This is a genomic window from Kluyvera sp., from assembly GCF_965301105.1.
This window is the reverse complement of the sequence record NZ_CBDKZX010000050.1, coordinates 1-17,286: the sequence shown is the minus strand read 5'-3', so window position 1 is coordinate 17,286 and position 17,286 is coordinate 1. Positions and strand designations below refer to the sequence as shown.

The window sequence follows — 17,286 nt, the reverse complement described above, 5'->3', positions numbered from 1 at the left end:
CAATAGCCGCTCGCCGCGGTGGCGTGATGGAGAGAGACAATGTGGAAGACGCGTGCGCTGGAACTGAATAACCAGGAGTTCTGGAACTGGGACAAAGCCTGCCAGCTGGTACAGTGGGCGGCCCGCCATGAGTTTACGACCGTGGTGGTGGGGCAAACGGACCTGTTTGATAAGCTCGTTTCGCCGAAAGGCTACACCCCGCATCAGTACAACGATCGCCTCTCCAGCCAGCAGCGCGCGCGCTGCGTGTACCTCAACCGGCTGGCCGGTTACTGCCAGCAGCATGGGCTGAAATTTTATCTTCAGGCCAAAGAGCTCAGTTTTCCCGCAGACCTGCTGGCGGCGCACCCGCAGCTGATTGATAAAGACGGCAGCATCCGCTTCGACGTCGAATTCTGGTGTCAGTATCTGGCGGATAAACTCACCTTACTATGCCAGCAGATCCCGGCGATCAGCGGTCTGCTGGTGGCGCTTTCCAATACCGACGGCCTGCTGCCGATCTCCCGCCCCAACTGGGAGCTGACCGGCCAGGACGACCCGTCGCCGCATATCGATCCCCGCAGTCTCTCCCGTTATACCCAGTGTTTCAGCGCTATGGCTCGCGCAGTGATGCGTGAAAATAAGCACCTGGTACTGCGCGCTTTTCCGGCGGGTAACCACGATATCAGCAACGTGATGGAGGCCATCCGCACGTTGCCGGAATGCGTTTCGGTGTCCATTAAACTGACGCCGGAGCGCTTCTGGCCAACCTTCCCCAACAACCCGGCGCTGCTGGATGTCGAGGACCGCGATGTGTGGGTGGAGCTGGATCTGGTGGGGGAAGAGGTGGGCTGGGGCGTGTTCCCCTTCCCGCGTATCGATGAGCTTCAGGGCCGCTTGCTGTGGTGCCGGGGCAACCCCACGATTACCGGCGCGGTGTGCAAAACCAGCTGGGAAGGGGTCGATAACCACTGGGTGATGGGCACGCTGAGCGAATGCAACCTGGTGGCCTGCAGCCAGATTCTGGCACGGGAAAACGAGCATCTGACCCGCGCGGCGCTGCTGACTCACTGGCTGGATGAGTGCTACGGCTGGCGTCCCGATGAGGCAACCTTCGACGAGTTTCAGTCGCTGATGGGCCAGGCCGGGCAGGTGCTGTATCAGGCTATCTACGTGCGCGACCACGTCTTCCATCGCCACAGCCAGGTGCCTGCGAGCTATGGTCAGGCGGTGTGGAGCCTGTACGGTCAGCTTAACCGCAACCACTGGCTACCCGGCTCGGAGCGCGATATTTTCTTTAGCGCCAGCGACGTCGAGACCTCCGCGCGTAACCTGTCGCTGATTGCGGAAGAGAAAGACAGCGCCTGGCAGGCGGCGGTAACCCTACGCGAACAGGCGCTGGCCTTTGCCGACCGCGCGGCGTTTCCCTACTCGTTGCACCAGCGCTGGCAGGAAGAGTGGAAGGGATTTGACCTCTACTGTCTGCTGTTCCGTCACGCGCAAAAAGCCTTTTTCACGCTGCACTTCGCGCGGCTGGTCGAGAACAGCTGGAGCATGCGCGAGATTTGCCAGGTGAATATTCAGGAGCTCTACCGCTGCGCGGCGGAAATGGACAGCTTCTGCGCCCGGCATACCGAGGCCTCTCCGGGGCTGCATGTGATGTTCGATCCCACCCGTGTGCGCATGCTGGCCGATAGCCTGAGCCATGAACTGACCCAGCTGAAGGGGTGAAGTGTGATTTATCTCACGAATCATTAAGTGTATTTCGCCGGGGAACGTGAGTTTTCCCGGCATTCATCGTCACACAGACTCTGCTAGTGTGACTCTTATCACGTTTTATCCTTCCGGCGGTAAGAGATTGTGAATGACCAGGCAGTTCCGCGAAGGCGCGCGCTCCTGCGCGTAGCATGCTTCCCATCCTTTCCAGAAAATAGCGCTTAATTATTTAGCGGTTATTGAGGAAACAACGATGAGGCTGATTGCGGGCGAGGCGCTGACGCGCTTTACGGTGTCACTGCCGCACAATGAACGGTTTGCCGAATTCTTTACCGGTGAATCGGTAGATGAGCCGATGGACTATCAGTTCGCCAACGGCAAAGGCCCGGCGCAGGAATCCTTCTGCCGACGCATCTTCCGTCGCGACGCGGCCTTGCGCACGGTGTCGCCAGCGCGTGCCTTACCGGCGGCGGCTGTCACCTGGACCGGGGCCAGCAATACCGTCACCTTCTCCGGCGTACAAAACGTAGCCACCCACTGCCAGCGCTGGCTGCGCGTGACGCTGCATGCGCCGCAGGCAGGCGATTATCCCTTCGAGATTGCCACCTGCGGCGGCGTACGTATCTGGCGTGATGACCAACAGGCCGTGTGCTTTACGCCGTTCACCCGCAACACGCTGCAAACGCAGGTTGTTGATATTGCGCTTCAGCAGGGGGAAAACGCGCTGCTGATTCATCTCGATGAGCTATTTGAGCGCGACACGATCTTTGCTTTGCGCATGATCTACCTGGGCGACACGCCGCTGGACGCGACGCTCCCGGGCGTGAATAACGCTGACGTCGACACGCTTCAGGCCGTGCTGGACTCGCTGCCCGCCACGGCGACCGCGCAGCATCAGCAGTTGAATCTGCCCTGCCAGGCAGAGCGTGCGCTGCATCTGCGTGGCGCTATCCATAGCCTGGGTAACGACGTCATTGCAACCTGTCCGCTGGATTTCGGCTCGGTCATGACTGACCAAACGGGGATAACGCTACCCCTCCCGGCAAGCGTTGAAATGGGGCACTACCGCCTTGAACTGACCGCTCGTTTGGGCGACGTCACCATGAGCCGTAACCTGAGCCTCACCGTACTGGCCAACGACGTCCTGCCCGGCGGTGAAGGCGTGCTGGAGACCCGCAAGCGCGTGGCGCTGAGCTATATCGCCGAACACGGCGTGCCGCGCACTGGCCGCCTGCTGGCGATGCTGCACGTCGGCGACAGCGGCCCGCTGGCGCAGGAAATGCTGATTAGCACGCTCCAGCGCATCAGCGCCCGTCAGGACTGCTCGGATTTCTCGATGGTGCCGCTGCTGTGGATCTGGCATGACTTCCACGGCGAACACTTCCCGGCGGTGCTGTGGAAACGCGTGCGTTCCGCCATTGTCGGCTATCGCTACTGGTATGACGAACTGGGCAACGATGTGATGTGGTACTGGAGCGAGAATCACGCGCTCTGTTTCCACACCGCTCAGTACCTCGCCGGGCAGATGTTCCCAGACGATCTGTTTACCGCTTCGGGGCGTCGCGGTCGCGAACAGCAAGCGATCGCCACCCAGCGTCTGCATGCCTGGTTTGATGCGGTTGAGCAGCAGGGTTTCGTGGAGTGGAATTCGGCCCCGTATTACCCGGTAGACTACATCGGCCTGTTTGCGCTCTATCAGTTGGCCGATGATGCCACGCTGCGCCAGCGCGCGCGCCATCTGATTGACCGTCTGATGATGACCAGCGCGCTGCACTACCAGTCCGGCATTGCCGCGGGCACCATGGGGCGTGTCTATGAGAAAGAGCTGCTGGCAAGCCAGATGAGCGAGCTTTCCGCCTTTGGTCACGTCGCCTGGGGCGGCGGCCGCGTCAACCGTAAGTGCGCCTCGCTGCCGTTCTTTTGTCTGAGCGACTATGTGCCGCCCCTGGAATCTGCGCGCTATGCGCGTCTGAATCACGGCACGCTGAGCGCCCACTACCAGTGCGGCGGCGGCAAGATCGTGGCGTGGAAACAGCCGGCGGTGAGCCTCTCCAGCTGCGTCGATCATCATACCGGCGCACGTGGGCATCAGCAGCATCTGATTGATGTGCAGTTTGCTACGCGACCGGACGCTCGCCTGTGGATTAACCACCCCGGCGACGTTGCGCCGGGCAGCGAAGCGCGTCCTTCCTTCTGGGCCGGTAACAGCGTGCTGCCGCGGCTGATGCAGGTAGAAAACCGGGCGCTGATGTTGTGGCAGTTAGACGAACATGACGTGCTGGGCTGGACGCATCTCCACCTGTGCAGCGAAGCCTATGATGAGGTTCGCCCGCTGACGCAAGGCTATGCGGTGCGCGCAGGCAACGCGTTTGCCGCCGTGCTCTGCTCGCAGCCGCTGACCGTTATCGGTGATGAAGTTCGCGCTGAAGGCCGCCGCGTTGCGTGGTGGCTGGAAGTGGGCGAGGGCGATTTTGAGGCCTTCTGCCAGCGTGTTCAGGGGCTGCGCATTGTGCAGCAGGATAAGAGCGCGCGCGTCCACGATGACCGACAAACGCTGATGCAACTGAGTTGGCAGGGTGAATGCCTGCACAACGGCGCAACCGCCGCGTTCCCGACGCTGGTGGGCAATGAACTTCAGATTACGCTGTCAGGAGACGCGCAATGAACAATGCAACATTAAGCCGTCTGCTGGAGCAGGTGGTTCAGGGCTTCTGCCGCCTGAAAAACATGGGCGAAGTCGACACCAGCGGCGGCGAGGGGTTTGCCATCCACTTTGAAGAGTGGGAATGGGAAGTGGGCGTTGGTCTCTACGGTTTCTGGCAGTACGCCCGCCAGCAGAACGATGCCAACCTGCAACAGTCGATCCTCACCTGGTATGAAGATCAGCTGGCGAAGGGGCTGCCGGAGATCCAGATCAACACCACCGCGCCGATGATCACGCTCGCGCTGGTAGCCGGACATACCGGGCGCGACGATCTGCTGAAAGTAGTCAACGACTGGGCCGATTCCCTGCTGCGCACGCTGCCGAAAACCGAAGAGGGCGGGTTCCAGCACGTGGTGAAAGAGCAGCCGAACACTGGCCATCTGTGGGACGACACGCTGTTTATGACCTGCCTGTTCCTCGGTACGGCGGGCGTGGTGCTCAAGCGCAAAGATCTGATCGACGAAGCGTCTTATCAGTTCCTGCTGCACACCCGCTACCTGTGCGAACCGGCGAGCGGCCTGTGGTATCACGGCTGGACGTTTGTCGGCAAACACCACTTCTCCGAAGCCTTCTGGGCGCGCGGCAACGCGTGGATCACCGTGGCGATCCCGGAGTTTATCGCCCTGCTTGGCGACAGCCTCGACGCCAGCGTGAAGCGCTATCTCTCGGTGGTGGTGGCGCGGCAGGTCAATACGCTGTGCGAACTACAGGCTGAGAATGGGATGTGGCATACGTTGCTCGACGATCCGCTGTCGCCGCAGGAATCCTCCGCCACCGCCGGGATCGCTTACGGTATGCTGCGCGGCGTGCGCATGGGGATCCTCGACGAGAAAGTGGCGGAACATGCGATGCGAGCCTGGCACGCGCTGCGCGACAGGATCGACGAAGGCGGGATCGTGCTGGAAGCCTCAAAAGGGACGATGGTTGGCCCGGATCTGCAATACTACTGCGATATCGCTATGGCCCCGGTGCCATATGCCCAGGCGCTGATGATGCTGCTGCTGCTGGAGTTGCAGCAGGAGAAGTGGAGCCATTAAGCTGCAGGGCGTGCCGGATGGCGCTGCGCTTATCCGGCCTACGGGCGATTCTGTAGGCCGGGTAAGGTGAAGCCGCCACCCGGCAAAACCGTGGGCGGTTATGCTTCGCCCGGGTTGTGTGATGGTGCAGGGAATGTGTGCAACAGCTGAAAACCCTCGTCGCAGCGGTAAATACTCTCCGTCGCGCCGGGGATCACCCAGCGTAGTTCCTCACCCTGTGGGCAATGCAGATAAATACACAGCCCGCAGCCGCCGCGCAGCTGGCGCGGAATATCCGCCACCCGAAAGGTGATGCCCGCCGCCTGTAGCGCTTTGCGGGTTTGCACCACGCCGAGCGTGGAGTGAAACAAAAACAGATACTCCGTCATTTTTTCACCCGTTGCCCGATCATCGCTGCGCCGATCGCCCCGGCAAACTGCGCGTCCGGGTGCGTCTGCACCGGCATATTCACATGCGCCGACAGCATTCTGCTAAATGCCGCGCAGTGGCTGACACCGCCGGTAAACAGCAACGGCCCCTGCGCCGACAGCCTGCCGATAAAGTTGGCGCTGCGCCGCGCCATAGCGTTGACGACGCCCGCCAGAATCCCCTCTGGCGGCACGCCCGCCGAGCGCAGACTGATCACCTCGGACTCGGCAAACACCGTGCACATGCTGGTAATGGCGTGGGGTTCAACGCCTTCCGTCAGCGCATCCAGTTGCTCGACGCTGGCACCCAGCGTGCGGGAAATCACTTCCAGGAAGCGCCCGGTGCCCGCCGCGCATTTGTCATTCATCAGGAAATCGGTGAGATTGCCCTCTTCATCCAGCTGAATCACCTTGCTGTCCTGACCGCCAATATCAATCACCGTGCGGGTTTCCGGCAGCAGCAGCCGCGCGCCGCGCCCATGGCAGGAGATCTCCGTCACCTGCTTGTCGGCAAAATCTACCAGCTGGCGGCCATAGCCGGTGAGCGTCAGGAACGGCCGCGCTTCCAGCCCGGCGCGCAGCGTCTCCCACGCCTCAACGATCGCGTCAGCGGGGCGAAACGGCGTAGGGGTGAGGAAACGACGGCGGATAACGCCGTCTTCCAGCAGGATGCCTTTGGTGGCGGTTGACCCTGAATCAATGCCTATTGATAACGTCACGCGCGCTCCTACAGCATTTCAATAAAGGCCGCGACGCGGGTGCTAAGCTGACCGATATCGGCGGTGGAGTAGTCGGTCTCAATGGCGATATAGGGAATATTATGCTGCTGGCGCACGTGGCGTTTAATCGCCATTGATTCAACGGCATAGGTATGGCAGGCCTGCAAAATCACGTCGACCACACCATCGGCCTGATACTCATCCACCATCTGGCTGAGCAACGTTAAGCGCTGGTCGTTCGGTGAGATGCACGAGCAGCCGATGGCGAGATACTTGTCGGTGAGCGCGTCGTACACGTCGCCGTCCTCGTCAACGCAGCGCTCGGTGGCTTTAGCGCCGGTGCAGTTTTCAAAACCGACCACCCAGCCGCCGTTATCCTCAATGGCTTTCACCACTTTCTCCGCCGCGCCGCCGATCGGGCAGCCGGTAATCAGAATGCGCGGGCGGGCGTCCAGCCGCTTGCCGTTTTCCCACTCCTGACGCACGCGCTCGGCCATGCCGTTCAGCTCGTCAATCAGTGTTTCTTTATCGAAGCGGAAGGTCGCGCCGTACACCACTTTCAGAATGTCGCTGCCGCTGAGCGCCGGAGGATTGAGTTGCCCGACGCGGTAAAAGTTAGCCAGCGCCCGGCGCTCGCGGTTTTTGAGGGCGATGGCCTCGCGCAGGGAGGCTTCGGTAATCGCCGTGCCAAAACGTGCTTCAACCGCCTGCTGGAGGCGCAGAATCTCCGCTTTCCACAGCGCGCGGGAGGCGGCATCGGCGGCACTGTTCGGCAATTGCATCACGTGTACCGGCTTAAATTCGGCCATGTACTCGTACATCTTCTTCTTGCCATCGCAGGTGGTTTCACCGACCACCAGATCGGAGAAATAAAAGTAGGGGCATTTATCGGTTTTGCCGAAGCCGTAGCTGCTTTTGATCAGCGGGCAGAGGTTGCGCGGCAGGTCTTTTTCGGCCTCTTCAATGGTTTCATCAGAGGTGGAGCACAGTGAGACCACTACCGCGCCCGCCGCCATCGGAATTTCCTGCGGCATAAAGGTGCAGTAGGTGCCGACCAGCGGCGTGCCTTGCTCTTTGAGATCCATCACGGTAAGAAAGCCTTTCTGGCGGGCTTCGGAGAACTGATCGAAAATGGCGGGTAGATCGGTGATAAGCGACATGATTTTCCTTCCCCGTAACACGGGAGACGATAAAATGAGCCGCTATTATAACCACGTATAATTTGTGGTTATATTGATCCGCGATCCGCTTAGAGAATTTTCTTCAGATCCATCTCTTCCTGAATGCGTTCGCTCCACGCGAAGTGGGTACGAATCGCCTCATCAATCCCGGCGTTATAAAAGGCTGGCCCCAGCTTCTCGATAATAAAATCGATAAAGAACTCGGCGTCGAACTGCTCCAGCTCGAGGTTGAACTGTTTTTCGCAGTAGTCGGTCAACTGGTCGCGCAGCTTCTCGCGCTCGGCAGGGGTAAGGGTGATTTCCGTGGTCATAGTGGCTCCTGTGTATTGCCGTCTGGCAGCTATCAATATCACAAACTCGACTTTGTCACCCGCCTGGATATTTCTATATTCGGGTTTCTGACGATTTTAAAGGGGCGCAATCATGACTGCTGTGAATACTGCTGATACCGATTTTCCTTTATTAAATTTACGCCGCGTGGCGGGCAATATCGGCGCGGAGATCCGCGATATCCGTCTTTCCGCCGAGCTGGATGCTGAGACTTTCGCCCAGCTCGACGCGGCGCTGGTCAAATACAAAGTGCTGTTCTTCCGCCAGCAAAGCCATCTTACCGATGCCGAACATCAGGCCTTCGGCGCGCGTTTTGGCAAAGTTGTCGCCCACCCGACGGTCCCTTCCCCGGAAGGCACCAAATTGTTTGAACTCGACGCCTCCAAAGGCGGCGGCCGCGCCGACTCCTGGCACACCGACGTCACCTTCGTTGACGCCTTCCCGAAAATCTCCATCCTGCGCGGCGTCACCATCCCGGAATACGGCGGCGACACCGTGTGGGCCAACACCGCCCGCGCCTACGAACAATTGCCGGAGACGCTCAAACGCTTCGTCGACACCCTGCATGCGGTGCACAGCAACGACTATGACTACGGCGCCGAGCGCACCATCGTCGAAGCGCACCGCCTGGCGCATCACCAGAAAGTGTTCGTCTCATCGCTGTGGGAAGCCGAGCACCCGGTGGTGCACGTCCACCCGGTCAGCGGCGAACGTGCTTTGCTGCTGGGGCATTTTGTGAAGCGGCTGGTGGGCTTTAGTTCTCGCGAATCCGCGCAGCTGTTCGAATTGCTGCAAAACCGCATCACCCGCCTCGACAACACTGTGCGCTGGCAATGGCAGCAGGACGACGTGGTGATTTGGGACAACCGCAGCACCCAACATTACGCGGTCAACGACTACGGCACCCAGCCGCGCGTGGTGCGCCGGGTGACGGTGGAAGGGGAGATTGCTGTTGGGGTGGATGGCAGCCGCAGCCGCACGGTTTCAAAACCGCAGGATGCGGCGAATGGGGAAAGTGCGGTGAGTGCGGCGTCGTAATACTAGCGTTGGGCGGTGGATTCATCCCATTCCATCGCCACCTTCACCGCCATCCCCAACTGCACCATCACCTCCCGATGCTTCTCGATCGGCGGCAGCGCGCAGTTGATCCTTAAGCAGTTCCGGTATTTCCCCGACGCCGAAAACAGCGATCCCGGCGCGACCTGGATCTTCATCCGGCACAGTTGCTGAGCGACGCACACCATATCGACCTGCTCCGGCAGCTCTACCCACAGCATAAAGCCGCCGGTCGGGCGGGTCACGCAGATCCCGCAGGGGAAAAACTCGCGCAGCCAGCAGGTGTAGATCTCCAGGTTGCGCTGGTAGATCTGGCGCATGCGGCGCACATGGCGGTGGTAGTGACCTTCGCGGATAAAGTTGGACGCCGCCAGCTGCGTGGAGGGGACATTGGTGCCGCTGGCGGCATACTTCATCTGCAACAGCTTATCGTAATAGCGACCGGGGGCTATCCAGCCGATGCGCAGGCCTGGCGCGATGGTTTTGGTAAACGAGCTACACAGCATCACCCGGCCGTCGATATCCCACGAGTGGATGGTGCGCGGGCGCGGGTAGTCGGTGGCCAGTTCGCCGTAGATGTCGTCCTCGAAAATCACAATATCGTAGCGCTGCGCCAGGTTTAGCATCGCGCGTTTGCGGGCGTCGGGCATGATAAAGCCCTGCGGGTTGTTGCAGTTGGGGACGAGGATCACTCCTTTGATCGGCCACTGATCGAGCGCCAGCTCCAGCGCTTCGACGCTGATCCCGGTATTGGGATCGGTCGGGATCTCGATCGCCTTCAGGCCCAAACCGCGCAGTAGCTGCATGGTGCCGTAATAGGTGGGGGATTCCACGGCGATAATATCGCCCGGCTGGCATACCGACAGCAGTGCCAGCGACAGCGCGTTGTGGCAGCCGCTGGTGATAACCAGATCGTCAGCGTTGACGACCGAGCCGCCGTCAAGCATCAGGCGAGCGATCTGTTCGCGTAGCTCACGACGTCCGGCCAGCTCATCGTAGTTCAGCACTTCACTGATATTGTGCTGCACCACGCGGCTCATCTCGCGCCATAGCGGTTTGAGGGTGGACTGGGTGACGTCCGGCGAGCCGCCGCCGAAGGGTATGATGGATTTATCGCTGCGAGCCTCCAGCATGTTCAGTACCTGATCCCACTGGGTGATCTCCACCGGACGCTGCACCGGGCGCGACATATGAGGCACCGGCGGCTGCGCTTTCTGCGGCGCGACGAAGTAGCCGGAGCGCGGCTGTGGCGTAATGAGCTGGCGCTGTTCCAGCATCTGATAGGCCTGCTGCACGGTGCTGATACTCACGCCGTGTTCCTGGCTCAGGCTGCGTACGGAGGGAAGCTTTTCGCCGTGGCGATACAGCCCTTGTTCAATTCGCTCGGCCAGCAGGTTGGCCAGATGTTGGTAACGCGTCATTGCTGTATCCCCGTTTGTCGCCATACAGATGAAAAAACCAGTACAGTCAGGCGAAAAAAACCGCACGCAGGTATCGTTTTAGCGAATCTGTATGTTAAAGAAAAGTGTTTTTTGAATCTGTATTGCAACAGCAGAAATCCGCGAAGATAAAGCCTCTGGCAAGGTGAGGAGGCGAAGTATGGAATTTCATGAGAACAGGGCAAGACAGCCATTTATCGGCTTTGTACTGGTGTGGCGTTTTATCAAAACATGGTGGCGCGTGCAGCAAACGCGCCGCATATTGCAGCGAATGAGCGACGAACAGCTGAGAGATGTGGGCTTAAGGCGAGATGAACTGCGTTAATATTTGGGCGGCGTCGCCGAACACGCCGCCCATTCTCGTTTTAGCCGAGGATAAATTGCCACAGGATCCAGCCGCCAAAGCCGATCAGGATACCGCCCGCGGTGCGCTCGATTTTCCAGATCAGATTTCCCAGACGCCGCTGAACCTGCGGCAGCGCGAGCAGTATCACCAGCAGTAAATCCCACAGCAGCACCACGCTGGTCATCCAGATACCGCAGGCCGCCTGTTGCGCCACGGTGACGTTCGGCCCAAGCAGCGCGGTCATCAGCGCCAGATAAAACAGCGCGTTTTTCGGGTTCAGTAGCGCAGAGCCGAGCCCTAAAAGCAGCTGTTTCGCGAGCGAGGGGCAGATTTGTGCGCAATGGCGCCATTCGAGCGGTGCGGCGCGGCTTTTCAGCAACGCGTAGCCTATCCACAGCAGATAGGCGGCGCCCAGTAGCTCAATGATGTCAAAGAGCAGCGGCGCCTGGCGCAGCAGCCCGGAGCCAATTACCACCAGCAGGATATACAACCCGTTGCCCGCCGCGATGCCCAGGCACAGCCCGACGCTGCCGCGCAGGCGATAACGGACGGCATAGCCCACCAGTAAAAAGAAATCCGGCCCGGGGCTCAGCAGCGCCATAAAATGCGCCAGCGCCAGCGCGGGAAACGCCGGGGGAAGTAACGTTGTGACCTGTTCCATAGCGACCTCAGTGAAAATACTGAAGGCAGCTTATGTCGGCTTACGCGCTAATTATTGTCGGATATTGATCGGCCAAGCGCGTACTGACGCGGCGTGGCGGCGGTGTAGCTGACGAAGGTTTTATGGAAATGACTCTGGTCGGCAAAGCCGCTTTGGTAGGCGACATCGGCGATATCGTCCCCGGCGCGCAGCCGTGCTTTGGCGTACTCCACGCGGGAATTATTGAGAAAGCTGCCGGGGGTCAGGCCCGTATCCTGCTTGAACGTCCGGATTAGGGTCTCTTTGCGCAGCGAAAAGCGCGTGGCGAACTCATCAAGAGAGGGCGGAGAGACGGGGTTAGCCAACAGCGCCTGCTGCAATTGCTGGCTGGTGGCGCGCAGCGTTTCTTCACCGTTCGCGCTCAGGGAAAGGGCGGATAACAGCGCGGTCAGCGCGTCGGTGGACATCTGCTCGACCACGTTGAGATACAGACGGAACAGCGCGCCGTGGCGAATCACCTGTCGGGCTAATGGCAGTGGCGTGTCGATGTAGAGCATATGGTAGCTGCGCGGTTTCCCCTGTATCGGGTTGCAGCTATGCGGAGCGTGGGCGGGGATAACGATAAGGTCACCTGGGGATAAAAGGTACTCCAGCCCGTCACAGGCGCAGCGCGTTCCGCCTTCGAGAATCGCCCCTATCGAGAGCTGCGGGTGGCTGTGGCGCTTGTAGGCCTGCGTGCTCTGCCAGGTGCTGCGCCGCTCAAGCCCAGGCAGTCGGGTGAAGGTCTGATGAATATCGCGTGGTGTGGTCATTCGTTCGTCCCGGCGGTTTTTTATTTTTATACCACATCAGGAAAAAGCGGGCAGGGGTGTGTGAAAATTAAACGATTCGCTTTAGATCACATTAACAGATTTAATGTATCAAATAACTGCTATCAGACTCACAGTTCGCGCTGAAATTATTCGCCTCATATAGATAAGTGCTGCTTCGCAGCTAGCATCAACTCGCTAATCATACACCTGAAAGAGGATACAATGAAAAATACAAATCGTATGATCGTGAACTGTGTTGCTGCTTCCCTGATGTGTTCCTGGAGCCTTACCGCCCTGGCGGCAGGTACCCAGACCGAGGTCAAGATTGTTCGCGATGAATACGGCATGCCGCATATTTACGCTGATGATACCTATCGGCTGTTTTACGGCTATGGCTACGTGGTGGCGCAGGATCGCCTGTTCCAGATGGAGATGGCGCGACGCAGCACGCAGGGCACGGTCTCTGAAGTGCTTGGTAAGTCGTTTGTGCGTTTTGATAAGGACATTCGTCAGAACTATTGGCCGGACTCTATTCGCGCGCAGATCGCCGCGCTTTCTGCGGAAGATAAATCTATCCTGCAAGGCTATGCCGACGGTATGAACGCCTGGATTGATAAGGTGAACGCCAACCCCGGCAAGCTGCTGCCAAAACAGTTTGCCACCTTCGGTTTCGCCCCGCAGCACTGGCAGCCTTTTGATGTAGCGATGGTTTTTGTCGGCACCATGGCGAACCGTTTTTCTGACAGCACCAGCGAAATTGATAACCTGGCGCTGCTGACCGCTCTCAAAGACAAGTACGGCAAACAGCAGGGGATGGCGGTCTTTAACCAGCTGAAATGGTTGGTTAACCCGTCCGCGCCGACCACCATTTCCCCTGAGGAGAGTTACTACCCGCTCACCTTCGACCTTCAGAACACGCAAACGGCAGCGCTGCTGCCGCGCTATGACCGCCCGGCACCGATGCTCGACCGGCCAGCAAAAGGCGCCGATGGTGCGCTGCTGGCGCTGACGGCGGGGCAAAACCGGGAAATCATCGCCGCGCAGTTTGCGCAGAGTGGGGCCAACGGGCTGGCGGGCTACCCGACAACCAGCAACATGTGGGTGATTGGCAAAAGCAAAGCGCAGGATGCGAAGGCCATTATGGTCAACGGCCCGCAGTTTGGCTGGTACGCGCCTGCGTATACCTACGGCATTGGCCTGCACGGCGCGGGCTATGATGTCACCGGGAATACGCCGTTCGCTTATCCTGGGCTGGTGTTTGGTCACAACGGTACAATTACATGGGGATCTACCGCTGGTTTCGGCGATGATGTCGACATCTTTGCCGAAAAATTATCGAAGGATAAACCGGGCTATTACCAACATAACGGCCAGTGGGTGAAAATGCTGAGCCGCGAAGAGACCATTAAGGTCAAAGACGGCCAGCCGGAGACCTTTACCGTCTGGCGCACTCTGCACGGCAACGTGATTCAAACCGACCCCGCAACCGAAACGGCCTACGCCAAAGCGCGCGCGTGGGACGGCAAAGAGGTGGCCTCGCTGCTGGCGTGGACTCATCAGATGAAGGCCAAAAACTGGCAGGCGTGGACGCAGCAGGCGGCAAAACAGGCGCTTACCATCAACTGGTACTACGCCGACGTTAACGGCAATATCGGCTACGTGCATACTGGCGCGTACCCTGACCGCCAGCCGGGCCACGACCCGCGCCTGCCGGTGCCCGGCACCGGCAAGTGGGACTGGAAAGGGCTGCTCTCGTTCGATTTGAACCCGAAAGTGTATAACCCGCAGTCGGGCTATATCGCCAACTGGAACAACTCACCGCAAAAAGATTACCCGGCGTCCGATCTGTTTGCCTTCCTGTGGGGCGGCGCGGATCGCGTGACCGAGATTGACCGCATTCTTGATAAGCAGCCGCGCTTTACCGCCGACGAGGCCTGGGACGTGATCCGCAAAACCAGCCGTCAGGACCTGAACCTGCGGCTGTTCCTGCCCACGCTGAAAGACGCGACGGCTAGCCTTCCGGTGAGCGACCCGCGTCGTCAACTGGTGGATACGCTGGCGGTCTGGGATGGCAGCAACCAGCTGAACGAAGGCGGTAAAACCTATCAGCAGCCGGGGTCGGCGATTCTGAATGCGTGGCTGACCAGCATGCTGAAGCGAACGGTGGTCGCGGCGGTGCCGAAGCCGTTCGGCGACTGGTACAGCGCCAGCGGCTATGAGACGACGCAGGACGGGCCCACCGGTTCGCTGAACATCAGCGTGGGGGCGAAGATCCTTTATGAGGCGCTACAGGGGGAGAAGTCGCCAGTTCCACAGGCGGTCGATCTGTTTGGCGGAAAACCGCAGCAAGAAGTGGTGCTGGCGGCGCTGGACGATGCCTGGCGGACGCTGTCAACACGCTACGGTAATGACCTGAACGGCTGGAAAACCCCGGCGATGGCGCTGACCTTCAGGGCCAACAACTTCTTCGGCGTGCCGCAGGCGGCAGCGGAAGAGGCGCGTCATCAGGCGGAATACCAGAACCGTGGCACGGAAAACGACATGATCGTGTTCTCACCGTCATCCAGCAAAAGCCCGGTGCTTGCCTGGGACGTAGTCGCGCCGGGTCAAAGCGGGTTTATTGCCCCGGACGGCAAGGCGGATAAACACTATGACGATCAGCTGAAAATGTACGAGACCTTCGGGCGAAAATCGCTGTGGTTAACGCCGCAGGAAGTCGACGCGCACAAGGAATCGCAGGAAGTATTGCAGGTGAAGCGGTAATTGATGAGCTGTCATTCCCCGTCTTGTCCGGCGGGGGATGTTAATTCAGAAACCTCCGTTTATACCCAACTTTACGCCCATATCCAGTCATCTTGACTACGCTTAATACCCTAAGCGGTAAAACAAGGAGACACAATATGGCTTACCAGACAGTTAATCCTGCCACTAACCAGCTTATTAAGGAATATCCCTCGCATAGCGATGCGGACGTTGAAGCGGCGCTGAAGGCCGCCGATGCGCTCTATCACTCCGACTGGGCGAAAGGTGATATAGACCAACGCTTGCCGGTGCTGCATAAGCTTGCCGATCTGATTGACGAGCGCGCGGAGGAGCTGGCTAAAATCGCCAGCCAGGAGATGGGCAAACTGATTGAACAGAGCCGTGGCGAAGTGAAACTCTGCGCGCAAATTGCCCGCTACTACGCCGATAACGCGAAGCAGTTTTTAGCGCCGGTGAAGTACAAATCTGAACTGGGCGAGGCGTGGGTAGAGCATCACCCGATTGGCGTGCTGATGGCCGTTGAGCCGTGGAATTTCCCGTATTACCAACTGATGCGCGTGCTGGCGCCGAACCTTGCGGCGGGTAACCCGGTACTGGCCAAGCACGCCAGCATTGTGCCGCACTGCGCAGAGACCTTTGCGCATCTGGTCCGCGAAGCGGGCGCGCCGGAAGGGGCGTGGACTAACCTTTATATCTCTCAGGATCAGGTGGCGAAGATTATCGCCGACGACCGCGTACAGGGGGCGGCGCTGACCGGCTCGGAAAAAGCGGGTTGCGTGGTGGCCGCACAGGCGGCGAAGCACATTAAAAAATCGACCCTTGAGCTGGGCGGTAACGACGTGTTCGTGGTGCTGGACGACGCGAATCTGGAAAAAGCGGTGAAAATTGGCGTCAATGCCCGCTTGAATAACGCCGGGCAGGTTTGTACCGCGGCGAAGCGCTTTATTTTGCATGAGAAAATCGCCGATGCCTTCCTGGAAAAATTCACCGACGCCTTTAAGCAGGTGAAGATTGGCGATCCGCTGGATGAAAGCACCACGCTGGGGCCGTTGTCCTCGAAGGATGCGCTGGAAACGCTGACCAAACAGGTGAACGCGGCGGTGAAAAACGGCGCGAAACTGCACTTAGGCGGTAAGCCGGTGCAGCGTGACGGTAGCTTCTTTGAACCGACCATTCTGACTCATATCACCCGCGATAACCCGGCGTACTTTGAAGAGTTCTTTGGCCCGGTGGCGCAGATTTATGTCGTGAAGAGTGACGACGAGGCGGTGGCGCTGGCCAACGACTCCCACTACGGTCTGGGCGGCGCGGTGTTCAGCCAGGATATTGAGCGGGCGAAGAAAATGGCCTCGCGCATTGAAACCGGTATGGTCTACATCAACTGGCTGACCGATACCGCGGCCGAGCTGCCGTTTGGCGGCGTGAAGCGTTCCGGCTACGGGCGCGAGCTGTCGGATCTGGGGATTAAAGAATTTGTGAACCAGAAGCTGGTGGTGGTGCGGAAATAGCGGCGCGTTGATGCCCTCCTGGATGGGAGGGCATCAGGTCTTGCGGCTATTGGCGTAAACCGGCAAACGCCGCGCGAATCTCTTCTTCCGGCAGTTGGATGCCAATAAATACCAGCGTGCTGTGCGGCGTTTCGTTGCCCCACGGGCGGTCCCAGTCGGCGCTGTACAGGCGCTGTACGCCCTGGAACAGCAGGCGGTTCGGCTCACCGTCAATCCACAGCATTCCCTTGTAGCGCAGCAGCTTGTCGGCGAAGTCCAGCAGGAGATTCTCCATCACGCGGGAGACGTCGCTGATATCCACCGGATAATCCAGCTCCACCACAATCGACGACACGTCGTTTTGCTTGTCGGCCATAAAGTGGAAGCGTGGTGTTGAGGTGATGTTCTCTTCCAGCATAAAGCCGTTGGTGTTGAACAGCAGGCCGAGGTCGATATCGCCGTGGGTGACGGTGTAAATCGGCGCGCGGGCGTTGATGCGCGTCAGGCGTTCGCGCAGCTTTTCGCTTTCGCCGGCGACGTCGGTTTTGGTGAGTAGAATGCGGTCGGCGTAGCCTACCTGCGACTGGGCGATGGTGAACTGGTTCATCTGATCGTTAGCATGTACCGCGTCAACCAGCGCAATCACGCCGTCCAGCAGGTAGCGTTCGCA

15 protein-coding genes are annotated in these 17,286 nt (G+C 59.3%); 7 read left to right on the top strand and 8 right to left on the bottom strand.

Annotation, left to right across the window (positions count from 1 at the left end):
- Nucleotides 1-39: 39 nt before the first annotated feature.
- The 3 genes from ACW14G_RS15800 to bglB all read left to right on the top strand — a co-directional run bounded on the left by ACW14G_RS15800 (nt 40) and on the right by bglB (nt 5,436).
- Complete coding sequence (locus tag ACW14G_RS15800) at nt 40-1,710, top strand: hypothetical protein (RefSeq protein WP_249022393.1); 1,671 nt, start codon at nt 40-42, stop codon at nt 1,708-1,710.
- A gap of 238 nt (nt 1,711-1,948) precedes the next feature.
- Entirely contained in the window at nt 1,949-4,360 is a 2,412-nt protein-coding gene (locus tag ACW14G_RS15795; protein ID WP_419057304.1) for a hypothetical protein, read from the top strand.
- Nucleotides 4,357-5,436 carry a beta-galactosidase BglB gene (gene bglB, locus ACW14G_RS15790; protein WP_249022391.1) on the top strand — a complete coding sequence of 360 codons (1,080 nt, stop codon included), beginning with the start codon at nt 4,357-4,359 and terminating at the stop codon, nt 5,434-5,436. Before ACW14G_RS15795 ends, bglB begins: the two co-directional genes overlap by 4 nt.
- A 98-nt stretch (nt 5,437-5,534) precedes the next feature.
- On the opposite strand, the gene ACW14G_RS15785 is transcribed toward bglB, so the two are convergent.
- From ACW14G_RS15785 to ACW14G_RS15770, 4 genes are all read right to left on the bottom strand, one after another.
- Nucleotides 5,535-5,804 (bottom strand): DUF3343 domain-containing protein, encoded by a 270-nt coding sequence (locus ACW14G_RS15785; protein ID WP_249022390.1) that lies wholly within the window; start codon nt 5,802-5,804, stop codon nt 5,535-5,537.
- Nucleotides 5,801-6,562 (bottom strand): putative 2-hydroxyacyl-CoA dehydratase activator YjiL, encoded by a 762-nt coding sequence (yjiL, locus tag ACW14G_RS15780; RefSeq protein ID WP_249022389.1) that lies wholly within the window; start codon nt 6,560-6,562, stop codon nt 5,801-5,803. Before yjiL ends, ACW14G_RS15785 begins: the two co-directional genes overlap by 4 nt.
- An 8-nt stretch (nt 6,563-6,570) precedes the next feature.
- Nucleotides 6,571-7,722 carry a double-cubane-cluster-containing anaerobic reductase gene (locus ACW14G_RS15775; protein ID WP_249022388.1) on the bottom strand — a complete coding sequence of 384 codons (1,152 nt, stop codon included), beginning with the start codon at nt 7,720-7,722 and terminating at the stop codon, nt 6,571-6,573.
- 89 nt (nt 7,723-7,811) lie between these two features.
- Nucleotides 7,812-8,054 (bottom strand): DUF2164 domain-containing protein, encoded by a 243-nt coding sequence (locus ACW14G_RS15770; RefSeq protein ID WP_249022387.1) that lies wholly within the window; start codon nt 8,052-8,054, stop codon nt 7,812-7,814.
- Between the two features lie 112 nt (nt 8,055-8,166).
- Here ACW14G_RS15770 and ACW14G_RS15765 point away from each other — a divergent pair, with 112 nt between their 5' ends.
- Complete coding sequence (locus tag ACW14G_RS15765; protein WP_249022386.1) at nt 8,167-9,111, top strand: TauD/TfdA dioxygenase family protein; 945 nt, start codon at nt 8,167-8,169, stop codon at nt 9,109-9,111.
- A gap of 2 nt (nt 9,112-9,113) precedes the next feature.
- Here the strand turns inward: ACW14G_RS15765 and ACW14G_RS15760 are convergent, their stop codons facing one another.
- On the bottom strand, nt 9,114-10,550 hold the full coding sequence (locus ACW14G_RS15760) for an aminotransferase-like domain-containing protein (protein ID WP_249022385.1): 1,437 nt from the start codon (nt 10,548-10,550) through the stop codon (nt 9,114-9,116).
- A 178-nt stretch (nt 10,551-10,728) separates the two neighbouring features.
- Here ACW14G_RS15760 and ACW14G_RS15755 point away from each other — a divergent pair, with 178 nt between their 5' ends.
- A complete protein-coding gene (locus ACW14G_RS15755) occupies nt 10,729-10,893 on the top strand; it encodes a DUF1127 domain-containing protein (RefSeq protein WP_163448850.1) in 165 nt (54 codons plus the stop codon).
- A gap of 40 nt (nt 10,894-10,933) precedes the next feature.
- Here ACW14G_RS15755 and ACW14G_RS15750 read toward each other — a convergent pair whose 3' ends face one another.
- Nucleotides 10,934-11,575, bottom strand: a complete 642-nt coding sequence (locus ACW14G_RS15750; protein ID WP_249022384.1) for a LysE family translocator — start codon at nt 11,573-11,575, stop codon at nt 10,934-10,936.
- Between the two features lie 47 nt (nt 11,576-11,622).
- A complete protein-coding gene (locus tag ACW14G_RS15745) occupies nt 11,623-12,366 on the bottom strand; it encodes an AraC family transcriptional regulator (protein WP_249022383.1) in 744 nt (247 codons plus the stop codon).
- A gap of 222 nt (nt 12,367-12,588) precedes the next feature.
- On the opposite strand from ACW14G_RS15745, the gene ACW14G_RS15740 reads away from it, so the two are divergent.
- Nucleotides 12,589-15,129, top strand: coding sequence for a penicillin G acylase (locus ACW14G_RS15740; protein ID WP_249022382.1), 2,541 nt, complete (start codon nt 12,589-12,591; stop codon nt 15,127-15,129).
- A 137-nt stretch (nt 15,130-15,266) separates the two neighbouring features.
- On the top strand, nt 15,267-16,637 hold the full coding sequence (locus ACW14G_RS15735) for an NAD-dependent succinate-semialdehyde dehydrogenase (RefSeq protein WP_249022381.1): 1,371 nt from the start codon (nt 15,267-15,269) through the stop codon (nt 16,635-16,637).
- A 46-nt stretch (nt 16,638-16,683) separates the two neighbouring features.
- Here ACW14G_RS15735 and yjiA read toward each other — a convergent pair.
- On the bottom strand, nt 16,684-17,286 hold a 603-nt coding region (yjiA, locus tag ACW14G_RS15730), incomplete at its 5' end, for a GTPase (protein WP_455648672.1).